This window comes from Caballeronia sp. LZ065 (assembly GCF_031450975.1).
Taxonomy (GTDB): domain Bacteria; phylum Pseudomonadota; class Gammaproteobacteria; order Burkholderiales; family Burkholderiaceae; genus Caballeronia.
Map to the genome: position 1 here is coordinate 542715 of NZ_JARUXV010000002.1, position 19988 is coordinate 562702.

Below are 19988 nucleotides of genomic sequence, written 5' to 3' on the forward strand. Positions count from 1 at the left end.
TCTCCGGGAACGCGATCTATAGCCGCGATGCTTTCATATGAAGCGAGCATAGCCACGGAGTCAACTGCAAGTCAATTGGCGGTCATCGTCCGGACGGGATTGCCTGCGACCTTCGTGCAGCGGGAGACCGTCGCGGCATGAGTTGACGGACGGCCTGGGCCGTCCTGATCGCTTATATCGCCGCTACTTCGCCACTGCGAGCCGTTCGAGCAGATCGGTCAGTAGTTCGGGCGCGAGCACCATGGCATCGTGGCCGGTGTCGATGCTTTCCCATTGCCAGCCAGATCGCGAACGGACCCGCTCGCGCACGCCCGCCAGGGTGTCATAGGACGGATTCGCGCAATGCACGTAGGTGCAGGGAAGTCCGTTGCCGAGCGGGTGATCGAGCCGCAGCGGCGTGGTGTAGGTCGAAAGCGGATGCGGTGTAAGCCGCCGGCGTACCCACGCGGCGCACGGATGATCCTCCGGAATGCCCGTGCCCTTCAGTCCGTTCACCGGCATGCCGAGCGACTGGCCGCTGGTCCTCACCGACTCCATGCGTTCTTCGATCACGCTCGCGGGCAATACGTCGAACGCCGTCTGTCCGTTCTCGACGAGCAGACTATCGAGGAATATGAGCGAGCGCAGCGCATGCGGCACGCGATCCGCGACACCGGACGCGACGAGTCCACCGTAACTGTGCCCCACCAGCACGACGTCGCGCAGTTCTTCCGCTTCGATGACGTTGACGATATCGTCGACATTGACGTCCAGAGAAGTTGCGGACGCAATCAAATGGCGACGCTCGCCGAGGCCGGTCAGGGTCGGCGCAATGGCGCGATGGCCGCGCGCGTTCAGATCATCTGCGACGGTTCTCCAGACCCAGCCGCCGTGCCACGCGCCGTGAATCAGGACGAAGTTGACGGGACGCGAAGCAGCGGACGAGTCACTTGGTGTGCTGGTTTTCAAGTCGGAATCCTGATGGTTAATGTTAGGTCCGCTGCGATGAAGGACGTCGGGCGCACGTCGAATCGTTGCAGAGATGAAGCCGGGATGCAAGCCGATCTCAAGCGCTCCGGCCTGAGCATGCGTACTGGTTATCACCGATATAACCGCCGCGTCTCACCTGATCTGTACTTTTCATTATCCTCGTTCATCGTTGTTTCTTAGACTGACAGAGCGGCTGCAAACTGCGTGTGGGCGTCGCAAAGAGGTCGCTTTCGATGAAGCATGTAGAGATGCAGCAGGCGTGATTCGAGCAATTGGCCTGTACAACATGGAGACAGCGAGTGAACCCGTCCGTTCTGGAATCACGGTATGCGGAACGGCATCGTCACCCACGGCTGCGGCGGAACTCGCGTGGGCGCTCATTCTTGCAGCGACGCGGCATATTCCAAAAGAAGTCGAATCGTTCAAGCAGGGCGGCTGGCAGGTGTCGGTCGGCGGCGATCTTCATGGCAAAACCATTGGACTGCTCGGGCTGGGTTATACCGGCGCCGCCACGGCACGAGTGGCTCAGGCTTTCGGGATGCGCACGATCGCCTGGAGCCAGAACATGACGCAAGAGTCGGCCGCGCGGCATGGCGCGCTCTTCGTTCCGAAGGAAGAACTGTACGCCTCCAGCGATATCCTTTCGATCCACGTTCGGCTGTCGGACCGGACACGCAATCTTATCGGCGCCAGGGAATTGGCCATGATGCCCCGTCACGCGCTGCTCGTGAACACCGCGCGCGGACCCATTGTCAACGAACAGGCGCTGATCAACGCATTGCGCGAGCGACAGATTGCGGGAGCCGCGCTCGACGTGTTCGATCAGGAGCCGTTGCCTGCGGCGCACCCGTTACGAGCGCTGGACAATGTCATCGCGACGTCGCACATCGGGTACGTCACCGATGAGTCCTATCGTATCTACTATGGCGAATCGGTCCAGAACATCCGCGCGTGGATCGAGGGTTCGCCCGTGCGCGTGCTTACGCCGGAGAAGCGGGAGATCAGTTATGTCTCGCAAAGCGCAGGATGAATGGTTTGGTGAGTTGCGGGGCGCTTGGGGTGCGGAAGCGGCTCGTGGTCACTTTGCGCCGGCGGTGGTTATGGGTGATGTAGTCATCGTCACGTGGGACGGTTCTGGTCTTCATTGGCTTCCAAAAAATCAGGTCGGCACGTGATGTGCGGACAAATGGGGCATTTGCACCGAACAACTGTTCCTTGATTCCGTCAATGGCGGCAAGCCGCTTGCTCGATTGCTGTCGGATCACAAGGCGTGCAGGTTGATTATTGTTGCGGTCGTCGCGCGTAGCTTGCGCGATCTGAGCGACCTGCAGGACGTGTCCAAGCCGCTTGTTGTCGACAATATGATCGATCTCTGAGAACCGATCGTATTGTCGAAAGGCGAGGGCCCTCCCGTTCACGCGAATCTCGATACGTACTTCGGGATACTCGAAGATATCCAGTATTGGTGAATCAGCGCACGGTTCTCTGTCGTAGCGTAGAACATGTAAATCACCCGGTCGTGCTGCACCGTCAACACCTTCGTCACGCGCCGCGCCACGCGCGAGGTCAGAATCAAGCCGATCCTCGTCTCTCCTGAGCGCGCGATCGGCATTGAAGGCGCTTCTCGACACCTTGCCGAAGCGAGCGTCGAATTCGGCCATGAAGTGGGCCGCGTAGGGTTGGCTGCGTCCTGCGTGCTGATGTCTCGTAGACGCAATCCGACGAATACAGCATCAATCACAGTGTCACCGTAGCCCGTTTCTACAACGTAGTACGTCAAGTTGTGTTCGAAAGACAGCGTGAGGACGGACTGAACGTCGGCGTGCGCCAGTCAGACGCTTTTACCGTCGAGACCGGCCAGGGATTCGCAAATCCGTTCGAATCCAAGCCATCGCATCGACGAGTATTCCGTTCGTCATACTGTCTAATGTTAAGGAAGCGCTTGCGTATTCGCGCAAAGTTTCTAATCTATGCAGAGCGCTCGCAGCGACCACAATGGAGGAAACCCCGATGACAGAGACGAAAAATTCTCCGGTAATTGTCCTGCTTGGCGATCTCGTTGCTCATACGATCATCGAACGCAGCGCGGGAAAGAGTGATGACGAGTATCCCTCTCATCTCATGCTTACACGCGATGCCCATACTGCGCCTCTTCTGCAGGCGATCTTCACTCAGGCACTCAAGGACGGACGGCCGAAATTCAAGAACCAAGATATCTACATCGACGCGGACAAGGATCTGTTCGGGGATATCTGTGACAATCGCATTAGCATACTCGACCGTTTTCCAAAATCATCAGGCCGAAAAGACGGGGACAAGGTTTTGCGGGTGAGGAACGATTACATCGCATACAAAACGTCGGAGACCGAAGTTGAAGAGGAGATTCCGCTTAAGACTGCGCCCTTTTACGACAGCATCGACCGGATCGGAAAAAGGCTGTTGCAGGACAAGAAAAGTACCCGCGCCCGAATTACCGTAATCTATGATCAAAACGGTTATACGCGCGACGTCGCCAATGACCAGCCGGGCGATCCTGCGAGATATGCCTCGCTTGGATCCTTGATAGGCAACGATGATCTGGTCATTGGCATCAACAGCGATATCAACCTCTGGTGCAGCGCCCTCGAAGTGCTTGAAAACGATGTGTTTACCGCAGGAAGCGGAAGGCGACCGAGACGTACACTCGTGACGTCAGCAGATGCTTTACGCAAGGCTGGCGTCAATATCAAGAAGTACGGTGCACTGGAACATAGTATTCGCGATATTGTCGGAGCCATGGAGCTAGATCCGATTCAGAAATTGCTCAGTCATGCGGACGATCTGATCATCATTTTTCGTGAAACCGGCAGTTTGCACATACGGAACAGTGAGAAGAACAAGAAGGCATCGATTCATTACTGCCCTAACTTCGATCGCGTAGCACAGGCCGACGAGCGGGAATATGGCCACGTACCGGCGAAGTTTGCCATTTTTCTGACCGCGATCGTCAAATCACTTTATGCAAGAGCAGCCGAAGAAGAGGTTTCAATCGGCTGGGAGAAGAAGGCGCCCGACGAAGCGATATTCGGCGGAGCACTGCGGCTTGCCGCGGTGGCATACAACCGCCACTTCACTAACGGGCTTCTTCCAGAAAAGACGTTCAAATCGATTGAGCAAGTGCTCGGCACGGCAGAGTGCGATGAGATGGCCAAGGCGTGTGAGGACGGCAGTTCACGTGATTATCTCGCGTGCTCGCTCGATCTCGAGCCGCTCACCGAAGCCGGAAACTGGACCCGAACCAAGAAATTTATTGATGAAGAAGGTGAATTGGCGCTTAGACGAATCGTGGTGGATGGCCTCGATCGAGTGCTGATCAAGAGGCCTGATTCAGCGCGCCCGAGTACCGGAGAGAAGAGTGATCAGTGGCGCCATTCGAATAATCCCTGGTTTCCGAGAAGCTATATTTCAGTCCCATACGTCGCGTTCAATCATCTTAAACTTCTCGACACCGAAGAAATCGCCGAGCATTTTGAACTAGCCAAAATTATCGCCAAATATATCGAGGACCCGGGTTGGCGATCACCACTCTCGATCGCGGTCTTTGGAAAGCCCGGCTCCGGGAAGTCTTTCTCGGTGACCCAGATTCTGAAATATGTCGACCCAAGCCGTAAAAGCGAGCCTCTCTCATTCAATCTCGCCCAGTTCAGCACAGTGGATCAATTGACTGACGCGTTTCATCAGATTCAGGATATGGCGCTGTCGAGTGACGAGGTGCCGCTCGCAATTTTCGACGAGTTCGATTCGGTATGCGACACGGAACATCTTGGCTGGTTGAAGTATTTTCTTGCGCCGATGCAAGATGGTTTGTTTCGCGGCAAGGGCGGCGATTATCGCGTGGGCAGGGCGATACTGCTTTTTTCAGGAGGAACCAGAAGCTCCTACCACGAATTCGCAACTCAGACGGACAAAATCGAACCAAGTAAAATGGCAGAACAGAGTTCCGAGCCAACCATCTTTGCAGCTGACGCGAATCGCGCATTTCAGGAAGGACAGGACCGCTTGAAGAGAGCCGAATTCATGCGCAGTTCGAAGTTGATCGATTTTCTGAGCCGGCTCAGAGGCTATCTTGATGTGAGCGACATCAACCACTCGAAGCATCCCGCGCATCCCAATCTGAAGAAACTGCGTCGGGCGGTCTTGTTACGGTCTCTGCTGGAGAGGAACGCCAAGCCAATAATGGTCGAATACTCGGACGGTACGGTGCATGCGCGCATCGACTCCACCGTGATCGACGCTTTTTTCACATGCGAATATATCTACGGCGTGCGCTCCATGGAAGCAATCATCCAGATGAGCCGGTGGATCGAAGGACGGTTCGTTCCTGCGTCTTTGCCTTCCAAAGAGTTGCTGGAGATTCATGTGAAAGATGGGAAATTCTTGCCCGCTGGAGATCCTGAACCCCCACTCCAGTAACACTCATCGCTTTGCCCGCTCAGCCCAGGGACCGCCTGAATATCGCTGAAGCGGTGAACGAAATCGGGTGCCACGGCCAACGCTATTGGACTGGCTTAGTCGAAGGCGCGTCCGGCGTCCCCCTGCAATCTCGTCGGCGTTGAAATCGTTGGGCGAGCACCGGACTCTGGTGAGCTTTGCGATCTACGACAAGCCAATGCTTACGCCATTGTTCGAGGCCGTGATGCGTGAACGGCGCTTACAAGGGACGCTCTGTCATACGGGCAAGGACTATAAGAGTGTGATCGACCTGATGGAGCGCGGACACTACAAAAGCACGGGTTGGGTGGAAACCGTGCCGCTTGAAAATGTGCTTTCAGAAGGTTTCCAAGAACTGCGAACTGGGCACAATAGACCCATTCGCGAAGCGCATTGCTGACATGGGTCGCGCTTTGATTTATTCCAGCAACGCGGCGGATCAAACCGCTCATGTGTTCACGATGAACGGTACGCTGGCTTCGCGCAACGTCGCGTTGCGGACGCCGTAGATGCTCGCACAGAACACGCTCGCGGGCAGCGACCGAGTGCATGCTGGAGATGAGCGATCACCTGGAGCACGGACCGCTCATCGTCAGGTCGCTCGTGACGTTGAATCGGTCGTCGATGGCGCTGGCCCGGCTCGCGCAGGTCATATCGGAGACGGCCGGGCCGGGCACGCTGCAGTGGCGGCCCGCGCCCGATTGACAGGCGCCGTCGAGCCACGCACGACCAGACGCGGTTCCGATGCGACGCGCATCCGGTTCTCGAGACTCGCGGGCTGCGCAATCAACTCGCGCAGCAGCGAGACGGCCAGGCTCGCCGCTTCGACGGTCGGCACGGCGACGGTCGTCAGCGGCGGCCGCCATTGTTGCGCCAGTTGGATATCGGTAATACCCACCACGGAAAGATTCCGCGGCACGGCGCGGCCGATATCGGCCGCGGCGTCGATGGCGCCGAGCGCCGGAAGATCGTTGGTCGCGAAAATCGCCGATATGCCGGGGTCGCGGTCGAGCAGCGCGAGCGCCGCAGCGTACCCGCCCTGCACGGTGTCGGGCGCGTGCAGCACGTTCGCAGCGGCGACGTCGAGACCGGCGCGGCGCATGGCATCGGCGAAACCGTCGTAGCGCGATGCATGAATGCCCATCGGCTTGCTGCCGACGATTGCGCCGATTCGCTCATGTCCCAGTCCGATCAGATGTTCGCCGGCGAGCCTTCCCGCCAGCTCGAAGTCGACGGCGACGCACGGCAGTGCGGGCGGATCGGCGGGCCGCTCCCACATGCACAGCACGACGGGCGTGCCGCCGGCCTGCGTGCGGTGCAAGTCGTCGAAATCGAGATTGGCGTTCATCACGAGCACGCCCTCCGACAGCGTTCCCGCGATCTGTTCGAGGTACGCGCGGCCCGTCAGCGGATCTTCGTTCGTGTTGCAGATGATCACGAAATGCCCGCTCTCGCGCGCGGCCCGTTCGACAGCCAACGCGAACTCCGGATAAAACGGATTGGCGATGCTGGATACCATCAGCGCCAGTGTCGGCGCGCGTCCCTCCGCGAGCGCGCGTGCCGCGAGGTGAGGACGATAATTCAGCGCGGCGACCGCTTCCAGGACGCGCCGGCGCGTTTCCTCGCCGACGCGCCCGCGGTTGCGCAGCACGTTGGACACCGTCGCGGCCGTGACGCCCGCGTGCTTCGCGACCTGGCTAAGCGTGGACATGATTCAGAAGGCGAAATCAGTATGTGGGACATGTTCAGCATTTGCATCGTTCAAGAAGGCCATGCACTATGCGCGAAATACCAAAACGATCTGACGGAGACAAACCTTACGTATGCTGCACTTGCAGCAATTTTTTCGTACGTAAGGTTAAGCGCTTAATCTCCGTGCCGGGCTGATTAAATCACGGAGTTCATGCAATGGCGAGTGTTTCGTTGCGAGGCGTGCAGAAAGCGTACGGGAATAATCCACCCGTGATCCGCGATGTCGATCTCGACATCGGCGAAAGCGAGTTCTGCGTGTTCCTTGGCCCCTCGGGCTGCGGCAAGTCCACCTTGCTGCGCATGATCGCGGGTCTCGAAGACCTGAGCGATGGCGACCTGCTGATCGGCGGACGCGTGGTCAACGACGTGCCCGCAGCCGAGCGCGGCGTGGCGATGGTGTTTCAGAGCTACGCGCTGTTCCCGCACATGAGCGTCTACGAGAACATGTCGTTCGGCCTGAAGCTGGCCAGGAAATCGAAATCCGAAATCGACACGCGTGTGCGCGAGGCCGCGCGCGTGCTCCAACTGGACACGCTGCTCGAACGCAAGCCGCGCGAGCTGTCGGGCGGACAACGGCAACGCGTCGCGATTGGCCGCGCCATCGTGCGCGAACCCGGCGTTTTTCTGTTCGACGAGCCGCTGTCCAATCTTGACGCCACCTTGCGCGGTCAGACGCGCATCGAGATCGCACGTCTGCACAAGCAGTTCGCCACTGCGAGCGTGGTCTACGTGACGCACGATCAGACCGAAGCGATGACGCTTGCCGACAAGATCGTGCTGCTCCACGCCGGCGCCGACACCGAGCGCCACGGCAGCATCGCGCAGATGGGCGCGCCGCTCGAGCTGTATCACCGGCCCGCGAGTCGCTTCGTCGCGGGCTTCATCGGCTCGCCGCGCATGAACTTCCTGGCTGCGACCGTGAGCGCGATCGACGCGCAAGGCGTCACGGCGACGCTCGTGCAGACGGGCGAAGCGGTGCGTGTCGCCGTCGACGGAACCGGCTTGCAAGAGAACGAGCCGGTGACGGTCGGCGTGCGGCCCGAGCATCTGGAACTGTCTGCAGGCGAAGCGCGGGACGCGGGCGGCACGCTCACGCGCGCGGTTTCGCTGACCGAACATCTCGGCGAACACAGCTACGTGCATCTCGAACAGCCCGACCGTGGCGTGCTGATCGCCAAGGTGCCGGGCAATGTGCAGGTCGACCGCGGACAGCGCGTGAGCTTCGTGGCGCGCCCGCACGTCTGCCATCTTTTTACACAGGATGATTTCTCCGTGAAACCACTCGCCGCCGTCGCCCACACCCTATAAGGAAAACCGATGCGTCTCGGAGTCTGCTATTACCCCGAACACTGGCCGGAAACGATGTGGGAGGATGACGCGCGCCGCATGAAGGCGCTCGGCATCGAACAGGTGCGGATCGCGGAGTTTGCGTGGAGCCGCATGGAGCCATCGCCAGGCGAATATGACTGGGGCTGGCTGGATCGTGCGATCGACGTGCTCGGCGCGGCGGGATTGAAGGTCGTGATGTGCACGCCGACGGCAACGCCGCCCAAATGGTTGATCGACCGGCATCCGGACGTGCTGCCCGTTGGCGCCGATGGCCGTCCGCGCGCGTTCGGCTCGCGGCGTCATTACGATTTCTCGTCGCCGTCGTACTTCGAGGCGTCGCGCGCGATCTGCACGGCGGTGGCGAAGCGCTATGGCCAGCATCCGTCGGTCGCGTTCTGGCAGACGGACAACGAGTACGGATGCCACAGCACCGTGGTCAGCTATTCGCCGGCGGCCGTGCAGCGCTTTCGTCAGTGGCTCAAGGCGCGCTACGGCACCGTCGATGCGCTCAATCGCGCCTGGGGCACCGTGTTCTGGAGCATGGAATATCGCAGCTTCGACGAGATCGATGCGCCCGTCGCCACCGTGACGGAAGCGCATCCGTCGCATCGGCTCGATTATCAGCGCTTCGCCTCCGATGAAGTCGCGCGCTACAACCGCATGCAGGTGGAGATCATCCGCGCGCATTCGCCGGGGCGGCCTGTCGCGCACAACTTCATGCAGCTTTTCACGGAGTTCGATCACTACGACGTCGCGGCCGATCTCGATATCGCCACGTGGGACAGCTATCCGCTCGGTGCGCTGGAAGAGCAGTGGTACGCGCCGGAAGTGAAAGCGAAATATCAGCGCACCGGTCATCCAGACTTTGCATCGTTCAATCACGATGTGTATCGCGGCATGTCGAAGCTGCCGTTCTGGGTGATGGAGCAGCAACCCGGCCCGGTCAACTGGGCGCACTGGAATCCGTCGCCGCTGCCGGGCATGGTGCGCTTGTGGTCGTGGGAAGCGTTCGCGCACGGCGCGGGCTGCGTGTCGTACTTCAGATGGCGGCAGGCGCCGTTCGCGCAGGAGCAGATGCACGCGGGGCTGAACACGTCCGATAACCGGCTCGATGTGGGCGGCAGCGAAGCGCATCGCGTCGCGGAGGAAATCGCCCGCGTCGAAGCGCACGCCGATGCCAACGCGCCCGTGCACGGCAAGATCGCACTCATCTGGGATTACACGGCAAAGTGGCTGTTCGCGATTCATCCGCAAGGCGCGGACTTTTTCTATCCGCGCTTTGCGTTCGAGTATTACTCGGCGCTGCGCTCGCTCGGCTTCGACGTGGATATCGTGTCCGCGCGCGCACCGCTCGATGGCTACGCGATGATCGTCGTGCCGCCGCTGCCCATCGTCCCCGATGACTTCGCCGCGCGGCTGAACGCATCGGGCGCGCATGTCGTGTTCGGGCCGCGCTGCGGATCGAAGACTGAGAGCGTGCAGATTCCGTCCAACCTGCCGCCGGGTTCGCTGGCATCGATCCTGCCAGTGCGCGTATGGCGCGTCGAATCGATGCGGCCGAACGTGACGGAAGCCGTGGAAGGCGGCTATGCGCGTCATTGGCGCGACTTGATCGAACCCGCGCAAGCGACGGTACACGCGCGCTTTGCGGACGAACATCCCGCTTATGTCCAGGCGGGCAAGGTGCATTACTTCACGAGCCTCTTCGACGAAGCGCTCACGCAAACACTCTTCGCCCGCATTGCAAAAGAAGCGGGTCTGGCGCCGACGCCGCTTGCGGACGGCATCCGCGTGAGCCGCCGTGGCGGGCTGACTTACGTCTTCAATTATTCGAACGATCCCCACACCATCGACGATATGGGCGGCGATCGTTTCATCATCGGTTCGCGTGAAGTGGAACCGCAAGGCGTGGCGATTTATCGGGCTTGACAAGCGAAGGCCGTACAAAAAGCACAACATCATCAGGAGACAGGACATGACAGCAGGCAGCCTCAAGACACGCATGCGCATCGCCGCGGCGGCGTTCGCGCTGACGATGGGCGTGACGTCGTTCGCCACGGGCGCGGCGCAGGCCGCAACGATGACGATCAACATCGCGTTCAAGGGCGCGAGTCAGCGCGCGGTATGGCAGGAAGTCGTCGATGCCTTCAAGAAAGCGCATCCCGACGTCGACGTGAAAGTGTCGTTCATCGACGAGGAAGCCTACAAGGTGCAACTGCCCGGCTGGCTGTCGACGGTCGCGCCCGATATCGTCAACTGGCACAACGGTGAGCGCATGGCGTACTACGCGCGGCGCGGCCTTTTCGAAGACCTCAGCGGCGACTGGAAGAAGAACGGCTGGGACGGCATGTATGCATCGACCAAGGAATCGTCGAGCTACAACGGCAAGCAGTATGCCGCGCCCACGGTGTATTACTCGTGGGGTCTGTTCTATCGCAAGGATCTGTTTCAGAAGGCCGGCATCACGGAAGAGCCGAAGACCTGGGACCAGTTGATGGACGCGTGCAAGAAGCTGAAAGCAGCGGGCGTTACGCCGTTCGCCGTCGGCGGGCGCGATGCGTGGACGCTCGCCGGCTGGTTCGATTATCTCGATCTGCGTCTGAACGGCAACGCATTTCATCAGCAGTTGATGGCGGGCAACGTGCCCTACACCGATCCGCGCGTGAAGAAGGTTTATCTCGCGTGGAAGCAGTTGCTCGACGATAAGGATTTCATCGACAACTCGCTGTCCTACGATCTCGATGCCGCGCAGCCCTTCCTGTTCCAGGGCAAGGCCGCGATGATGCTGATGGGCACGTTCATCACGGGCGGCTTCCCCGCGAACGTGAAGCCGGAGATGGGCTACTTCCAGTTCCCGATCATCGACCCGAAAGTGCCGACCGCCGAAGACGGCCCGGTGGAATCGCTGCACATTCCTGCGAAGGCCAAGAACAAGGCCGATGCCCACGCGTTTCTCGCGTTCGTGGAAACGCCGGAAATGGGCGCAAAACTCGCGCAAGGGCTGGGCTCGCTTTCGGCGAACAGCAAGTCGCCCGAGCCGGACGATCCCATTTCGAAGATCGGCTTCCAGATTCTGTCGAACACGAAGGGCGGCATCGCGCAGTTCTATGATCGCGACATGACCAAGGAAATGGCCGACGAAGGCATGAAGGGCATGCAGCAGTTCGTGTCCGATCCGTCGAAGCTCGACAGTATCCTGGCCCAGCTCGAACAGACGCGCAAGCGCATCTACAAGAAGTAAGGTCGAAGGCAAGCCGGCGCGCGGCGGCTCGATGCCGCGCGCCGCCGCCGCGAAGAAAGGAGAGCCGTCGTGCCGCATTCCGCCACACGTCAGGACGTCAACGCGCAGCCGCGCGAGCCGGATGCGTCCCATCCGCCGCCGCGTTCGCCACATTCACCACGTTCGCCGCATTCGCGAACGAAGCGGCGCGGACCGTCGCCGACGGCGCGCAGGCAACGCAAGGCAGCGGTGCTGTTTCTCGCGCCCGCGTGCGTCATGGTCGCCGTCTACGTCATATGGCCGATTCTTTCGTCGATCCGGCTCAGCTTCTATAGCTGGGACGGCATGACGGAACAGACCTTCGTCGGCCTGGACAATTTCATCGAACTGTTTCAGGCGCCGACCTTCTATACCGCGCTGAAGAACAACATCATCTGGCTCGCGTTGTTTCTCCTTGCGCCGCCGATGGGTCTGGCCGTCGCGCTCTATCTGAATCAGGCGGTGGCCGGCATACGCATCGTCAAGTCGCTGTTCTTTGCGCCGTTCGTGCTGTCAGGCGTGGTCGTGGGGCTGATCTTCTCGTGGTTCTACGATCCAACCTTCGGTCTGCTGGCGGTGATACTCGGACACGGCGTGCCGGTGCTCGGCGACGCGCGCTATGCGACGTTCGGCATCGTCTTCGCGGCGCTGTGGCCGCAAACCGCTTACTGCATGATTCTGTATCTGACCGGCCTGACGGCGCTCAACAGCGAGCAACTGGAAGCGGCGCGCATGGAAGGCGCAAAGGGCTGGACGATGCTCTGGCATGTCGTGTTGCCGCAATTGCGCCCCGTGACCTTCATGGCGATCGTCGTGACCGTGATCGGCGCGCTGCGCAGCTTCGATCTGATCTCGGTGATGACGGGCGGCGGTCCCTTCGAAAGCTCGACGGTGCTCGCATATTACATGTACGACCAGGCCATCAAGTATTACCGGATCGGGTATTCGGCGTCGATTGCGGTGGTGCTATTCGCGATCATGCTCGTGTATATCGTCTATCACTTGCGGCGCATGCTGCGCAACGAAATCTAAGGAGCGAGCATGTATCCGATGCCCGTGCAGAAATGGAAGCCGCTCAACCGGCGGCTGTACAAACTCTCGCTTCCCATCGCGCTTCTGATCTGGCTATTGCCCATGATCGCCGTGCTGGTGACGTCGGTGCGTTCGAGCGAGGAACTCAGTCTCGGCAATTACTGGGGCTGGCCGCAGCACATCTCGCTCGTGGCCAACTATCGCGAGGCGCTCACCGCGTCGCCGATGCTGCACTACTTCATGAACAGCGTGCTCATTACCGTGCCGGCGGTGCTCGGCGCGATCGCGCTCGCTGCGATGGCGGGCTTCGCGCTCGCAATCTATCGTTTTCCTGGCAACACGGCGCTGTTCGCCACGTTCGTCGCGGGCAATTTCGTGCCCATCCAGATTCTGATGATTCCGGTGCGCGATCTCTCGCTGAGCCTCGGATTGTTCAATACGGTGGGCGCGCTGATCCTGTTCCATCTATCGTTTCAGACGGGCTTTTGCACGCTGTTTCTCCGCAATTTCATCAGCCAGTTGCCGTTCGAGTTGATCGAGGCGGCCCGCATTGAAGGCGCGAGCGAATGGACGGTGTTCACACGTATCGTGCTGCCGCTGATTCGTCCGGCGCTCGCGGCGCTTACGGTGCTCGTCTTCACCTTCGTCTGGAACGACTATTTCTGGGCTCTGTGTCTCACCCAAGGCGACGATGCCGCGCCGATCACGGTCGGTGTCGCGGCCTTGAAGGGCCAGTGGACGACGGCGTGGAATCTCGTATCAGCGGGTTCGATCCTGGCCGCGCTGCCGTCGGTGGCGATGTTCTTCGCGATGCAGAAGCATTTCGTTGCCGGACTGACGTTCGGGGCGACGAAGGGGTGAGCGGGAGCACCATCGTCAACCCAACATGCCTACGGATGTGATGTCAAATAGAAAGCGGCGACAGGTTGGCAGGTAGGCGCGGACAAAGTCCTGGCTACAATGGGGCCGCCCTTTGGCTCAGTCGGTCTCAGTCTGCTTGCCAAAACGTCCAGGATTGTTGAGACAATTTCGAGCGCAGGATGCTGGGTGACGATTGCATCTACGCCAATGGGGCCGTAACGCCTGACGAGCCAAAGTCGCACTGTTCGGCGAACGATCAGATGCGCAGCAGGACTCGGCAAATCTGGCGTTCGACACCAAAGTCATTCCGCGGCGCATCGATGTCCGGCAAGCGGTGATGCAGATCAGCTGAGCGGGTGGCGCGAGATCTCGCCCGATGTGGCGCCTGCATGGCCTTTCCTGCGCCGCGCTCCGCTCAAATGGTCCGCTCTTCCCGCATCGGCAAGCTGTCGTCCGATCCCCACTCGCCGAGCGACGCGTCGTAGAGCAAGACGTCCTTGTAACCGAGCTTGGTCAGCGCGAACACGTCAAGGCTCGCCGACACCCCACCGCCGCAATAGGCAATGACCCGTTGCGAATGCTCGATCCCCGCTGATTCGAACACGGCCTGCAAGGCCGCATCGTCGAGCAGGCACCCGGTGGCGGCGTCGAGCAGCGAACCGGCCGGGACGTTGATGCTGCTTTCGATATGCCCGCGCCGGCCCTTGCGCGGCGCTTCTTCTCCGCTGTATTGCGTGGGCCTCAGCGCGTTGACGATGCGCGTGTGCGGCGCACCGATCGCGCGCAGCACATCATCACGCCCGGCGACGAGCGAGCGTGCCGGCGCGGCCACGAAGCGACCCGGGGCAGCAAGTGCGGAAGGCCCCGCTTCAAGCGCACGGCCCTCGGCTCGCCACCTGGCGAGGCCGCCGTCGAGGATGTGAGCATTGTCGAAGCCATAGACGCGCAGCATCCACCAGACGCGTGTGGCCCACCAGATGTTGCTCGTGCTGTAGATGACGACGAGGCTGTCGTTCGATACGCCGAGTCTCGACATGGCCTGGGCGAATGCGTCACGCGGCGGCAGCATCAGATGCACTTGATGCGAGCGGTCGGAGAGATCGGCCTCGATGTCGATGAAACGCGCCCCCGGAAGATGCGCGGCCTCGAAGGCATCACGCTCGGGATGCACGCGCTGCTGGATGACAGGGTCGACCTGCATGGTTGCGCTGCAGTCGAACAGGCGCAGGTCGGGGCGTCCGCGGTGAGCGGCGAGCCATGCGGTATCGACTAGAAAGCCGGGTTCGCGATGACCTTGCGCGGTGTTTGAGTGGTGCTGCGAGTCGGACATGGACTACTCCGGAGAAGCGCCGGGACGCTCAGGCACTTGGCGCGAGACGCCGTTGCAGCCAGGCGATGAATTGATCCGCCAGATAGCCGACCATCATCGTGAGAATGACGTAGGCATAGACCTGTGCGGACTGGAAATAGCGCTGCGCCTGCACGATGGCTTCGCCGAGTCCGCCGCCCGACACCATCTCGGCCGTGAACACGGTAATCAGCCCGACGGGAAATGCGACTCGCAGGCCCGTGATGAGCGACGGCACGCTGGCAGGCAGGATCACGCGGCGGAACAGTTCGTGGCGACGCGTGCCGAGCGCGAGCGCGGCCCAGCGCAGTTTCTGCGGCACCAGTGCGGCCCCGGACTGCGCGGCGAGCAAAAACGGAAAGACACAGGTGGCGAAGACGAGCACGATTTTCGACAAGTCCGCCACGCCGAACCAGACGGTGATGACCGGCACCAGCGCGATCTTCGGCAGCGGATAGCCGAAGGCAACGTAAGGCTCGCACCACCAGCGCAGCCAGCGCACCTCGGCAATGGCGAAGCCGACCGGAATGCCGACGGCCGCGGCGAACGCCACACCCAGGACCGCGCGGAGCACGCTGGTGCCGAGCGTGTCGGCGATAAGGGACGTCGTCACGATGCCGGTCAGCGCATCCCACACGGCGGGCAGCGGCGGCAGGAAAATCGCGCGCACCCAGCCGAGCGAGACGGCGAGTTGCCAGAGCGCCAGCACGCCGGCAATCGGCAGGGCGGTGAGGCAGGCGCGACGGATGAACTCGCCGATACGAGGCAGGGTCGGCGCGGAGGATGACGTCAGGCGGAGCGAAGGCATGCAAACTCGATCGGTTTCAGGACGTGGCACGATGGGCGCGGCGTGAGCGGGCCGTTGCACTGCTTTCATGCCAGCGCAGCAGCCGCGCGGAGATGCCGCGCAACGCAATGTCCGCAAGCCACGCGGCCAGCGTTGCCGCGACGAGACCGGCGAGCAGGTAGTCATAGCTGCCCTGCTCGCCATATTGAAGCATCAGTTTGCCGATGCCCTGATTGGAGACGATCATCTCGCAAGACACGGCGACAAGCACCGAAAGCCCGAGCGCCACGCGCACGCCTGCGAGCACCTGCGGCAGCGCAGCGGGCAACAGCACGCGCCAGACAATCTGCAGCGGTGGCGTGCCGAGCGTCCGCGCGCTCCAGATCAGCACCTGCGGCACGTCGCGGGTGCCGCGCAGCGTATAGGCGATGAGCGGCAGCATCGCGGTGACGGCCACCACCACGACATTGGTCGCGCCGCCCACGCCGAACCAGAGCACCAGCAGCGGGATCAGCGTGGTCTTCGGCAGCGCGTAGGTACAGCGCACGAGCGGCGACACGAGCACGTCGAAGCGCGGCCAGAGCGCCATCGCCATGCCGAGGAGACAGCCGAGCACGCTTCCGGCCGCGAGACCGACTGCGGCCGAATATACAGTCGCCCAGAGATTGCCGAAGAGTTCGCCGCTGCGGATCAGATGCAGGCCTGCGCGCCACACCTCGGCGGGAGCGGGCACGAAGCCTTGCGGAAACAATTCGAGGCGCGCGGCGGTTTCCCACGCAAGCAGGAACGCGAGCACGGACAGCACGCCGGTCAGCGGCTTCACCACTTCTTCTCGGCGGGCGAGCGCGGCGAACATCAGCGGTGCGCCTCGTCGTCGTGACCGCGCACCTGATCGCGCACTGCGAGCCACACTTCGTTGCGCAGTTCACGGAAACGTTCGGAGAGCATGATCGATTCGCGGCCCTCGCCATGATCGAGGTTCACGTCGATGCGCTTCACGATGCGCCCCGGCCGGCGCGACATCACGTACACGGTGTCGCACAGATACACCGCTTCGTCGATGTCGTGCGTGACCAGCAGCAGCGTATTCTCCGACGCGTTCCATAGATCGAGCAGGGCATCCTGCATGTATTCGCGCGTTTGCGCGTCGAGCGCGCCGAACGGCTCGTCCAGCAGAAGGATCGGCGGCTCGGTGGCGAAGGTGCGTGCGAGCGCGACGCGCTGGCGCATGCCGCCCGAGAGATCGCGCGGGTAATGATGCTCGAAGCCCTGCAGATGCATGCGCGCGACGTAACGCTCGACGATCCGTGCGGTCTCACGCTTGCTCACGCCCTTGCGCCGCAATCCATACGCGATGTTGTCGGCCACCGTCAGCCAGGGAAACAGCGCGTATTCCTGGAACACGACACCGCGCTCGACGCCCGGCCCGTCGACACGCGCGCCGAATGCGCTGGCCGTGCCCGCGCTCGGCTCGACGAAGCCGCCCACCACATAGAGCAGCGTGCTCTTGCCGCAGCCCGAGGGGCCGACCAGTGCCACGCGCGAACCTGGCGCGACGTGCAGGTCGACGCCGTCGAGCGCCGTGGTACGGGTGCCGTCCTTGTCGAACCATTTGGATACGCCCTCGATGGCGATGGCGTCCGCGCGCTGCAAGACGGCGTTCATGCGCGACGCGGCAGGTAGGAAGCGTCCACGAACGATGCGACGGAAACGGGCTTCGGCAGCAAGCCCAGCTTGCTCATTGCATCGACCGGCGGCTGGATGCTCGCCGCCGAGATGGTTGCGTTCGGGTCGCGGTAGAAGTCCTTGTTCGTCAGGAAGTAGTCGTCCAGCGACTTCGCCGGCGTCTTGGCGAGATCCGCGGTGAGTTCGACGACTTTCTGCCGGTTCGCGGGCGCGTAGATCCACTGCTGCGCGTCGACGTAATCCGCGAGCCACGCGCGCACGGCTTGCGGCTGCGTCTGCAGGAAGCGGTTGCGTGCGCTCTGGAACAACACCGGATAGGGCGGTACCACGCCCACCGCGTCGAACAGCGTGCGAATGCCGCCGCGTTTCGCCTCGTCCACCTGGAACGGCATCGCCAGCACGCCGCAATCGACGCGCTTCTGCCGCAGCGCCGGCCCGATGTTGCCGAACGGCATCTCCACGACACGCACGTCCTTCTTCGGGTCGAGGCCGTGCTGCTGAAGCGCGATGCGCAGAATGATGTCGACGCTGCCGTTGAACGCGTTAACGGCGACCGACTTGCCCTTCAGGTCCTCGATGCGCTTGATCGGACTGTCCGCCAGCACGACGAACGGGTTCGACGCATAGCCTTTCACCGCATCACGGTGGATCTCCGCAACGGCTTTCACGCCGCCCGGCACTGCATCCGTGCCGATCAGCGTGGCGAAACTCGTGAAGGCGAGCGTGCCGAGATCGGCCTGCTCGGCGGCAAGCAGCGTCGCCACGCCGGGCGTGCCGCGCGCGGTCGTGGTTTCGATCACGTAATCCTTGCCATGACGCTTCAGCACGTTGGCCTTGAACCAGTCGCTGAAGATCACCGTCTCCAGTTCGCCGGGGCCCACGACGCCCGCGCTCGCATAGCGGATGGTCGGCGGCGCGGCGCGCGAGATCATCGGAAACGACAGCGCGGCTGCCGCAGCGGTGCCTTGTGCGAGAAAGCGGCGTCGGCTGGTGTTGGGCGGTGTGGTCTTCATGACGTGTGGTAGTCCGGTGGTTTTTATAGGGAGCGGGCGCGCTGCCCTGGCTGCTCAGTGCGCCGGGCGGTCGAGTCCGAGATGCTCGCGCAGCGTCGTGCCGGCGTAGTCTTCGCGGAAGACGCGGCGCGTTTGCAGTTCGGGGACGACCAGGCGCACGAAGTCCTCGACGCCGCCGGGCAGGTAGGGCATCTGCACCATGAAGCCGTCGCAGGCGCGCGCGTCGAACCATTCCTGCATGCGCGCGGCCACGGCGCTGCCCGAGCCGTTGAAGTCACGCAGCGGGCCGATGCCGTAGCGCTTGCCGATGTCGCGCAGCGACAGGTTCTGCTTGCGTGTGAGTTCGGCCACTTCGCGGTAGTGCCCCTGCACGCCGGCGACGTCGAGATCGGGCAGCACTTCGTCTTGCGGAAACGGCGAGAGGTCGACATCGAGCTGATAAGAAAGCGTCGACAGGCCGGCTTCCGGCTCGCACAGCGAGTCGAGCAGCGCCTGCTTGTCCCGCGCGATCGCATCGGTCTCGCCGACGACCGGCACCATGCCGAGCAGCACGTTGACCTGATCGGGGTCGCGGCCGAACTTGCGCGCACGCTCCTTGATGTCGGCGTAGAACGCCTGCGCGGACTCGATCGACGAATGCGTGACGAAGATCACTTCGGCCCACTTCGCCGCAAAGTCTCTGCCGCGATCCGAAGCGCCCGCCTGGATAAAGACCGGGCGGCCTTGCGGCGGGCGGCTCACGTTGAGCGGCCCGGCCACGTCGAACCATTTGCCATGGTGATCGATGGGCGCGACACGGGACGGGTCGGCGAACTGGGGCGCGGCACGGTCCCACTTGAGCGCGTCGTCGTGCCAGCTGTTCCAGAGCTTGCAGGTCACGTCGACGAACTCCTCGGCGCGGGCATAACGCTCGTCGCGCGAGAGCTGCTCCTTGAGGCCGTAATTGCGTGCCTCCGCGTCCTGGAACGAGGTGACGATGTTCCAGGCGGCGCGTCCCGCGCTCAGGTGGTCCATGGTCGCGAGCGAGCGTGCCACCTGGAACGGCGAAAAATACGAGGTCGAAATCGTGGCCGCGAGACCGAGCCGCGAGGTGCTGCCGGCAATGGCGGTCAGCACGAGCAGCGGGTCGAGACGCAACGCGCCGAGCGCGCCGTGCGTGAGCTGGCTGTCGAGGCTGTCGCCCAGACGGCGGGGGAGCGCCTGGATGTCCGGCATGAACATCATGTCGAATTTGCCCGCTTCGAGCTGGCGGCCGAGGTCCTGGTAGAAGCGCACATTCAGAATGTCATGTTGCGCGGACGGATAGCGCCAGCCGCCATGATGACCCGAGACCGGGCCGGCCATGACGTAGGCGGCCAGCTTGATTTGGCGAGACAGGGAGGTCGACATCGTGCTGATTCAGAGAAGGGGCCAAACGGGGAGCGCTGTCTCGCACCGGACGGGTTCCGGAGCGTCATGCGTACGGGGCGGGAGTATATCGAT

At 62.0% G+C, this 19988-nt stretch carries 17 protein-coding genes; 8 read left to right on the top strand and 9 right to left on the bottom strand.

Annotated features, from left to right (window positions below; all coding sequences use genetic code 11):
- Window positions 1-183 precede the first annotated feature (183 nt).
- The gene (locus tag QCE63_RS16645; RefSeq protein WP_309834492.1) at window positions 184-948 is read right to left on the bottom strand and encodes an alpha/beta hydrolase; all 765 of its coding nucleotides are present in this window, start codon (window positions 946-948) and stop codon (window positions 184-186) included.
- Between the two features lie 280 nt (window positions 949-1228).
- Here QCE63_RS16645 and QCE63_RS16650 point away from each other — a divergent pair, with 280 nt between their 5' ends.
- The gene (locus QCE63_RS16650; RefSeq protein ID WP_309834495.1) at window positions 1229-1999 is read left to right on the top strand and encodes a D-2-hydroxyacid dehydrogenase family protein; all 771 of its coding nucleotides are present in this window, start codon (window positions 1229-1231) and stop codon (window positions 1997-1999) included.
- Here the strand turns inward: QCE63_RS16650 and QCE63_RS16655 are convergent.
- A complete protein-coding gene (locus tag QCE63_RS16655; RefSeq protein ID WP_309834496.1) occupies window positions 1971-2630 on the bottom strand; it encodes a hypothetical protein in 660 nt (219 codons plus the stop codon). The two genes, QCE63_RS16650 and QCE63_RS16655, sit on opposite strands and share 29 nt — an antisense overlap.
- A gap of 349 nt (window positions 2631-2979) precedes the next feature.
- On the opposite strand from QCE63_RS16655, the gene QCE63_RS16660 reads away from it, so the two are divergent.
- Together QCE63_RS16660 and QCE63_RS16665 are read left to right on the top strand one after the other, a co-directional pair.
- The gene (locus tag QCE63_RS16660; RefSeq protein ID WP_309834497.1) at window positions 2980-5421 is read left to right on the top strand and encodes a hypothetical protein; all 2442 of its coding nucleotides are present in this window, start codon (window positions 2980-2982) and stop codon (window positions 5419-5421) included.
- A gap of 169 nt (window positions 5422-5590) precedes the next feature.
- On the top strand, window positions 5591-5839 hold the full coding sequence (locus QCE63_RS16665) for a hypothetical protein (RefSeq protein WP_309834498.1): 249 nt from the start codon (window positions 5591-5593) through the stop codon (window positions 5837-5839).
- Window positions 5840-6088: 249 nt separating this feature from the next.
- Here the strand turns inward: QCE63_RS16665 and QCE63_RS16670 are convergent, their stop codons facing one another.
- Entirely contained in the window at window positions 6089-7150 is a 1062-nt protein-coding gene (locus tag QCE63_RS16670) for a LacI family DNA-binding transcriptional regulator (protein ID WP_309834499.1), read from the bottom strand.
- A 197-nt stretch (window positions 7151-7347) separates the two neighbouring features.
- Between QCE63_RS16670 and QCE63_RS16675 the strand changes: the two genes are divergently transcribed.
- From QCE63_RS16675 to QCE63_RS16695, 5 genes are all read left to right on the top strand, one after another.
- Entirely contained in the window at window positions 7348-8499 is a 1152-nt protein-coding gene (locus tag QCE63_RS16675; protein WP_309834500.1) for a sn-glycerol-3-phosphate ABC transporter ATP-binding protein UgpC, read from the top strand.
- A gap of 9 nt (window positions 8500-8508) precedes the next feature.
- Window positions 8509-10449, top strand: a complete 1941-nt coding sequence (locus tag QCE63_RS16680; protein WP_309834501.1) for a beta-galactosidase — start codon at window positions 8509-8511, stop codon at window positions 10447-10449.
- Window positions 10450-10495: 46 nt separating this feature from the next.
- Window positions 10496-11761 (top strand): extracellular solute-binding protein, encoded by a 1266-nt coding sequence (locus tag QCE63_RS16685; protein ID WP_309834502.1) that lies wholly within the window; start codon window positions 10496-10498, stop codon window positions 11759-11761.
- A gap of 69 nt (window positions 11762-11830) precedes the next feature.
- Window positions 11831-12811 carry a sugar ABC transporter permease gene (locus QCE63_RS16690; protein ID WP_309834503.1) on the top strand — a complete coding sequence of 327 codons (981 nt, stop codon included), beginning with the start codon at window positions 11831-11833 and terminating at the stop codon, window positions 12809-12811.
- Between the two features lie 9 nt (window positions 12812-12820).
- Complete coding sequence (locus tag QCE63_RS16695; RefSeq protein WP_309813051.1) at window positions 12821-13672, top strand: carbohydrate ABC transporter permease; 852 nt, start codon at window positions 12821-12823, stop codon at window positions 13670-13672.
- A 415-nt stretch (window positions 13673-14087) separates the two neighbouring features.
- On the opposite strand, the gene QCE63_RS16700 is transcribed toward QCE63_RS16695, so the two are convergent.
- The 6 genes from QCE63_RS16700 to QCE63_RS16725 are packed head-to-tail and all read right to left on the bottom strand — an operon-like array spanning window position 14088 to window position 19895.
- Entirely contained in the window at window positions 14088-15002 is a 915-nt protein-coding gene (locus QCE63_RS16700) for a sulfurtransferase (RefSeq protein ID WP_309834504.1), read from the bottom strand.
- Window positions 15003-15030: 28 nt separating this feature from the next.
- A complete protein-coding gene (locus tag QCE63_RS16705) occupies window positions 15031-15828 on the bottom strand; it encodes an ABC transporter permease (RefSeq protein WP_309834505.1) in 798 nt (265 codons plus the stop codon).
- A 16-nt stretch (window positions 15829-15844) separates the two neighbouring features.
- The gene (locus QCE63_RS16710) at window positions 15845-16663 is read right to left on the bottom strand and encodes an ABC transporter permease (protein WP_309834506.1); all 819 of its coding nucleotides are present in this window, start codon (window positions 16661-16663) and stop codon (window positions 15845-15847) included.
- Window positions 16663-17472, bottom strand: a complete 810-nt coding sequence (locus QCE63_RS16715; protein ID WP_309834507.1) for an ABC transporter ATP-binding protein — start codon at window positions 17470-17472, stop codon at window positions 16663-16665. The genes QCE63_RS16710 and QCE63_RS16715 overlap by 1 nt, the downstream gene beginning before the upstream one ends.
- The gene (locus tag QCE63_RS16720) at window positions 17469-18506 is read right to left on the bottom strand and encodes an ABC transporter substrate-binding protein (protein ID WP_309834509.1); all 1038 of its coding nucleotides are present in this window, start codon (window positions 18504-18506) and stop codon (window positions 17469-17471) included. Before QCE63_RS16720 ends, QCE63_RS16715 begins: the two co-directional genes overlap by 4 nt.
- A 54-nt stretch (window positions 18507-18560) precedes the next feature.
- Window positions 18561-19895 carry an LLM class flavin-dependent oxidoreductase gene (locus QCE63_RS16725; protein WP_309834510.1) on the bottom strand — a complete coding sequence of 445 codons (1335 nt, stop codon included), beginning with the start codon at window positions 19893-19895 and terminating at the stop codon, window positions 18561-18563.
- Window positions 19896-19988: the final 93 nt, after the last annotated feature.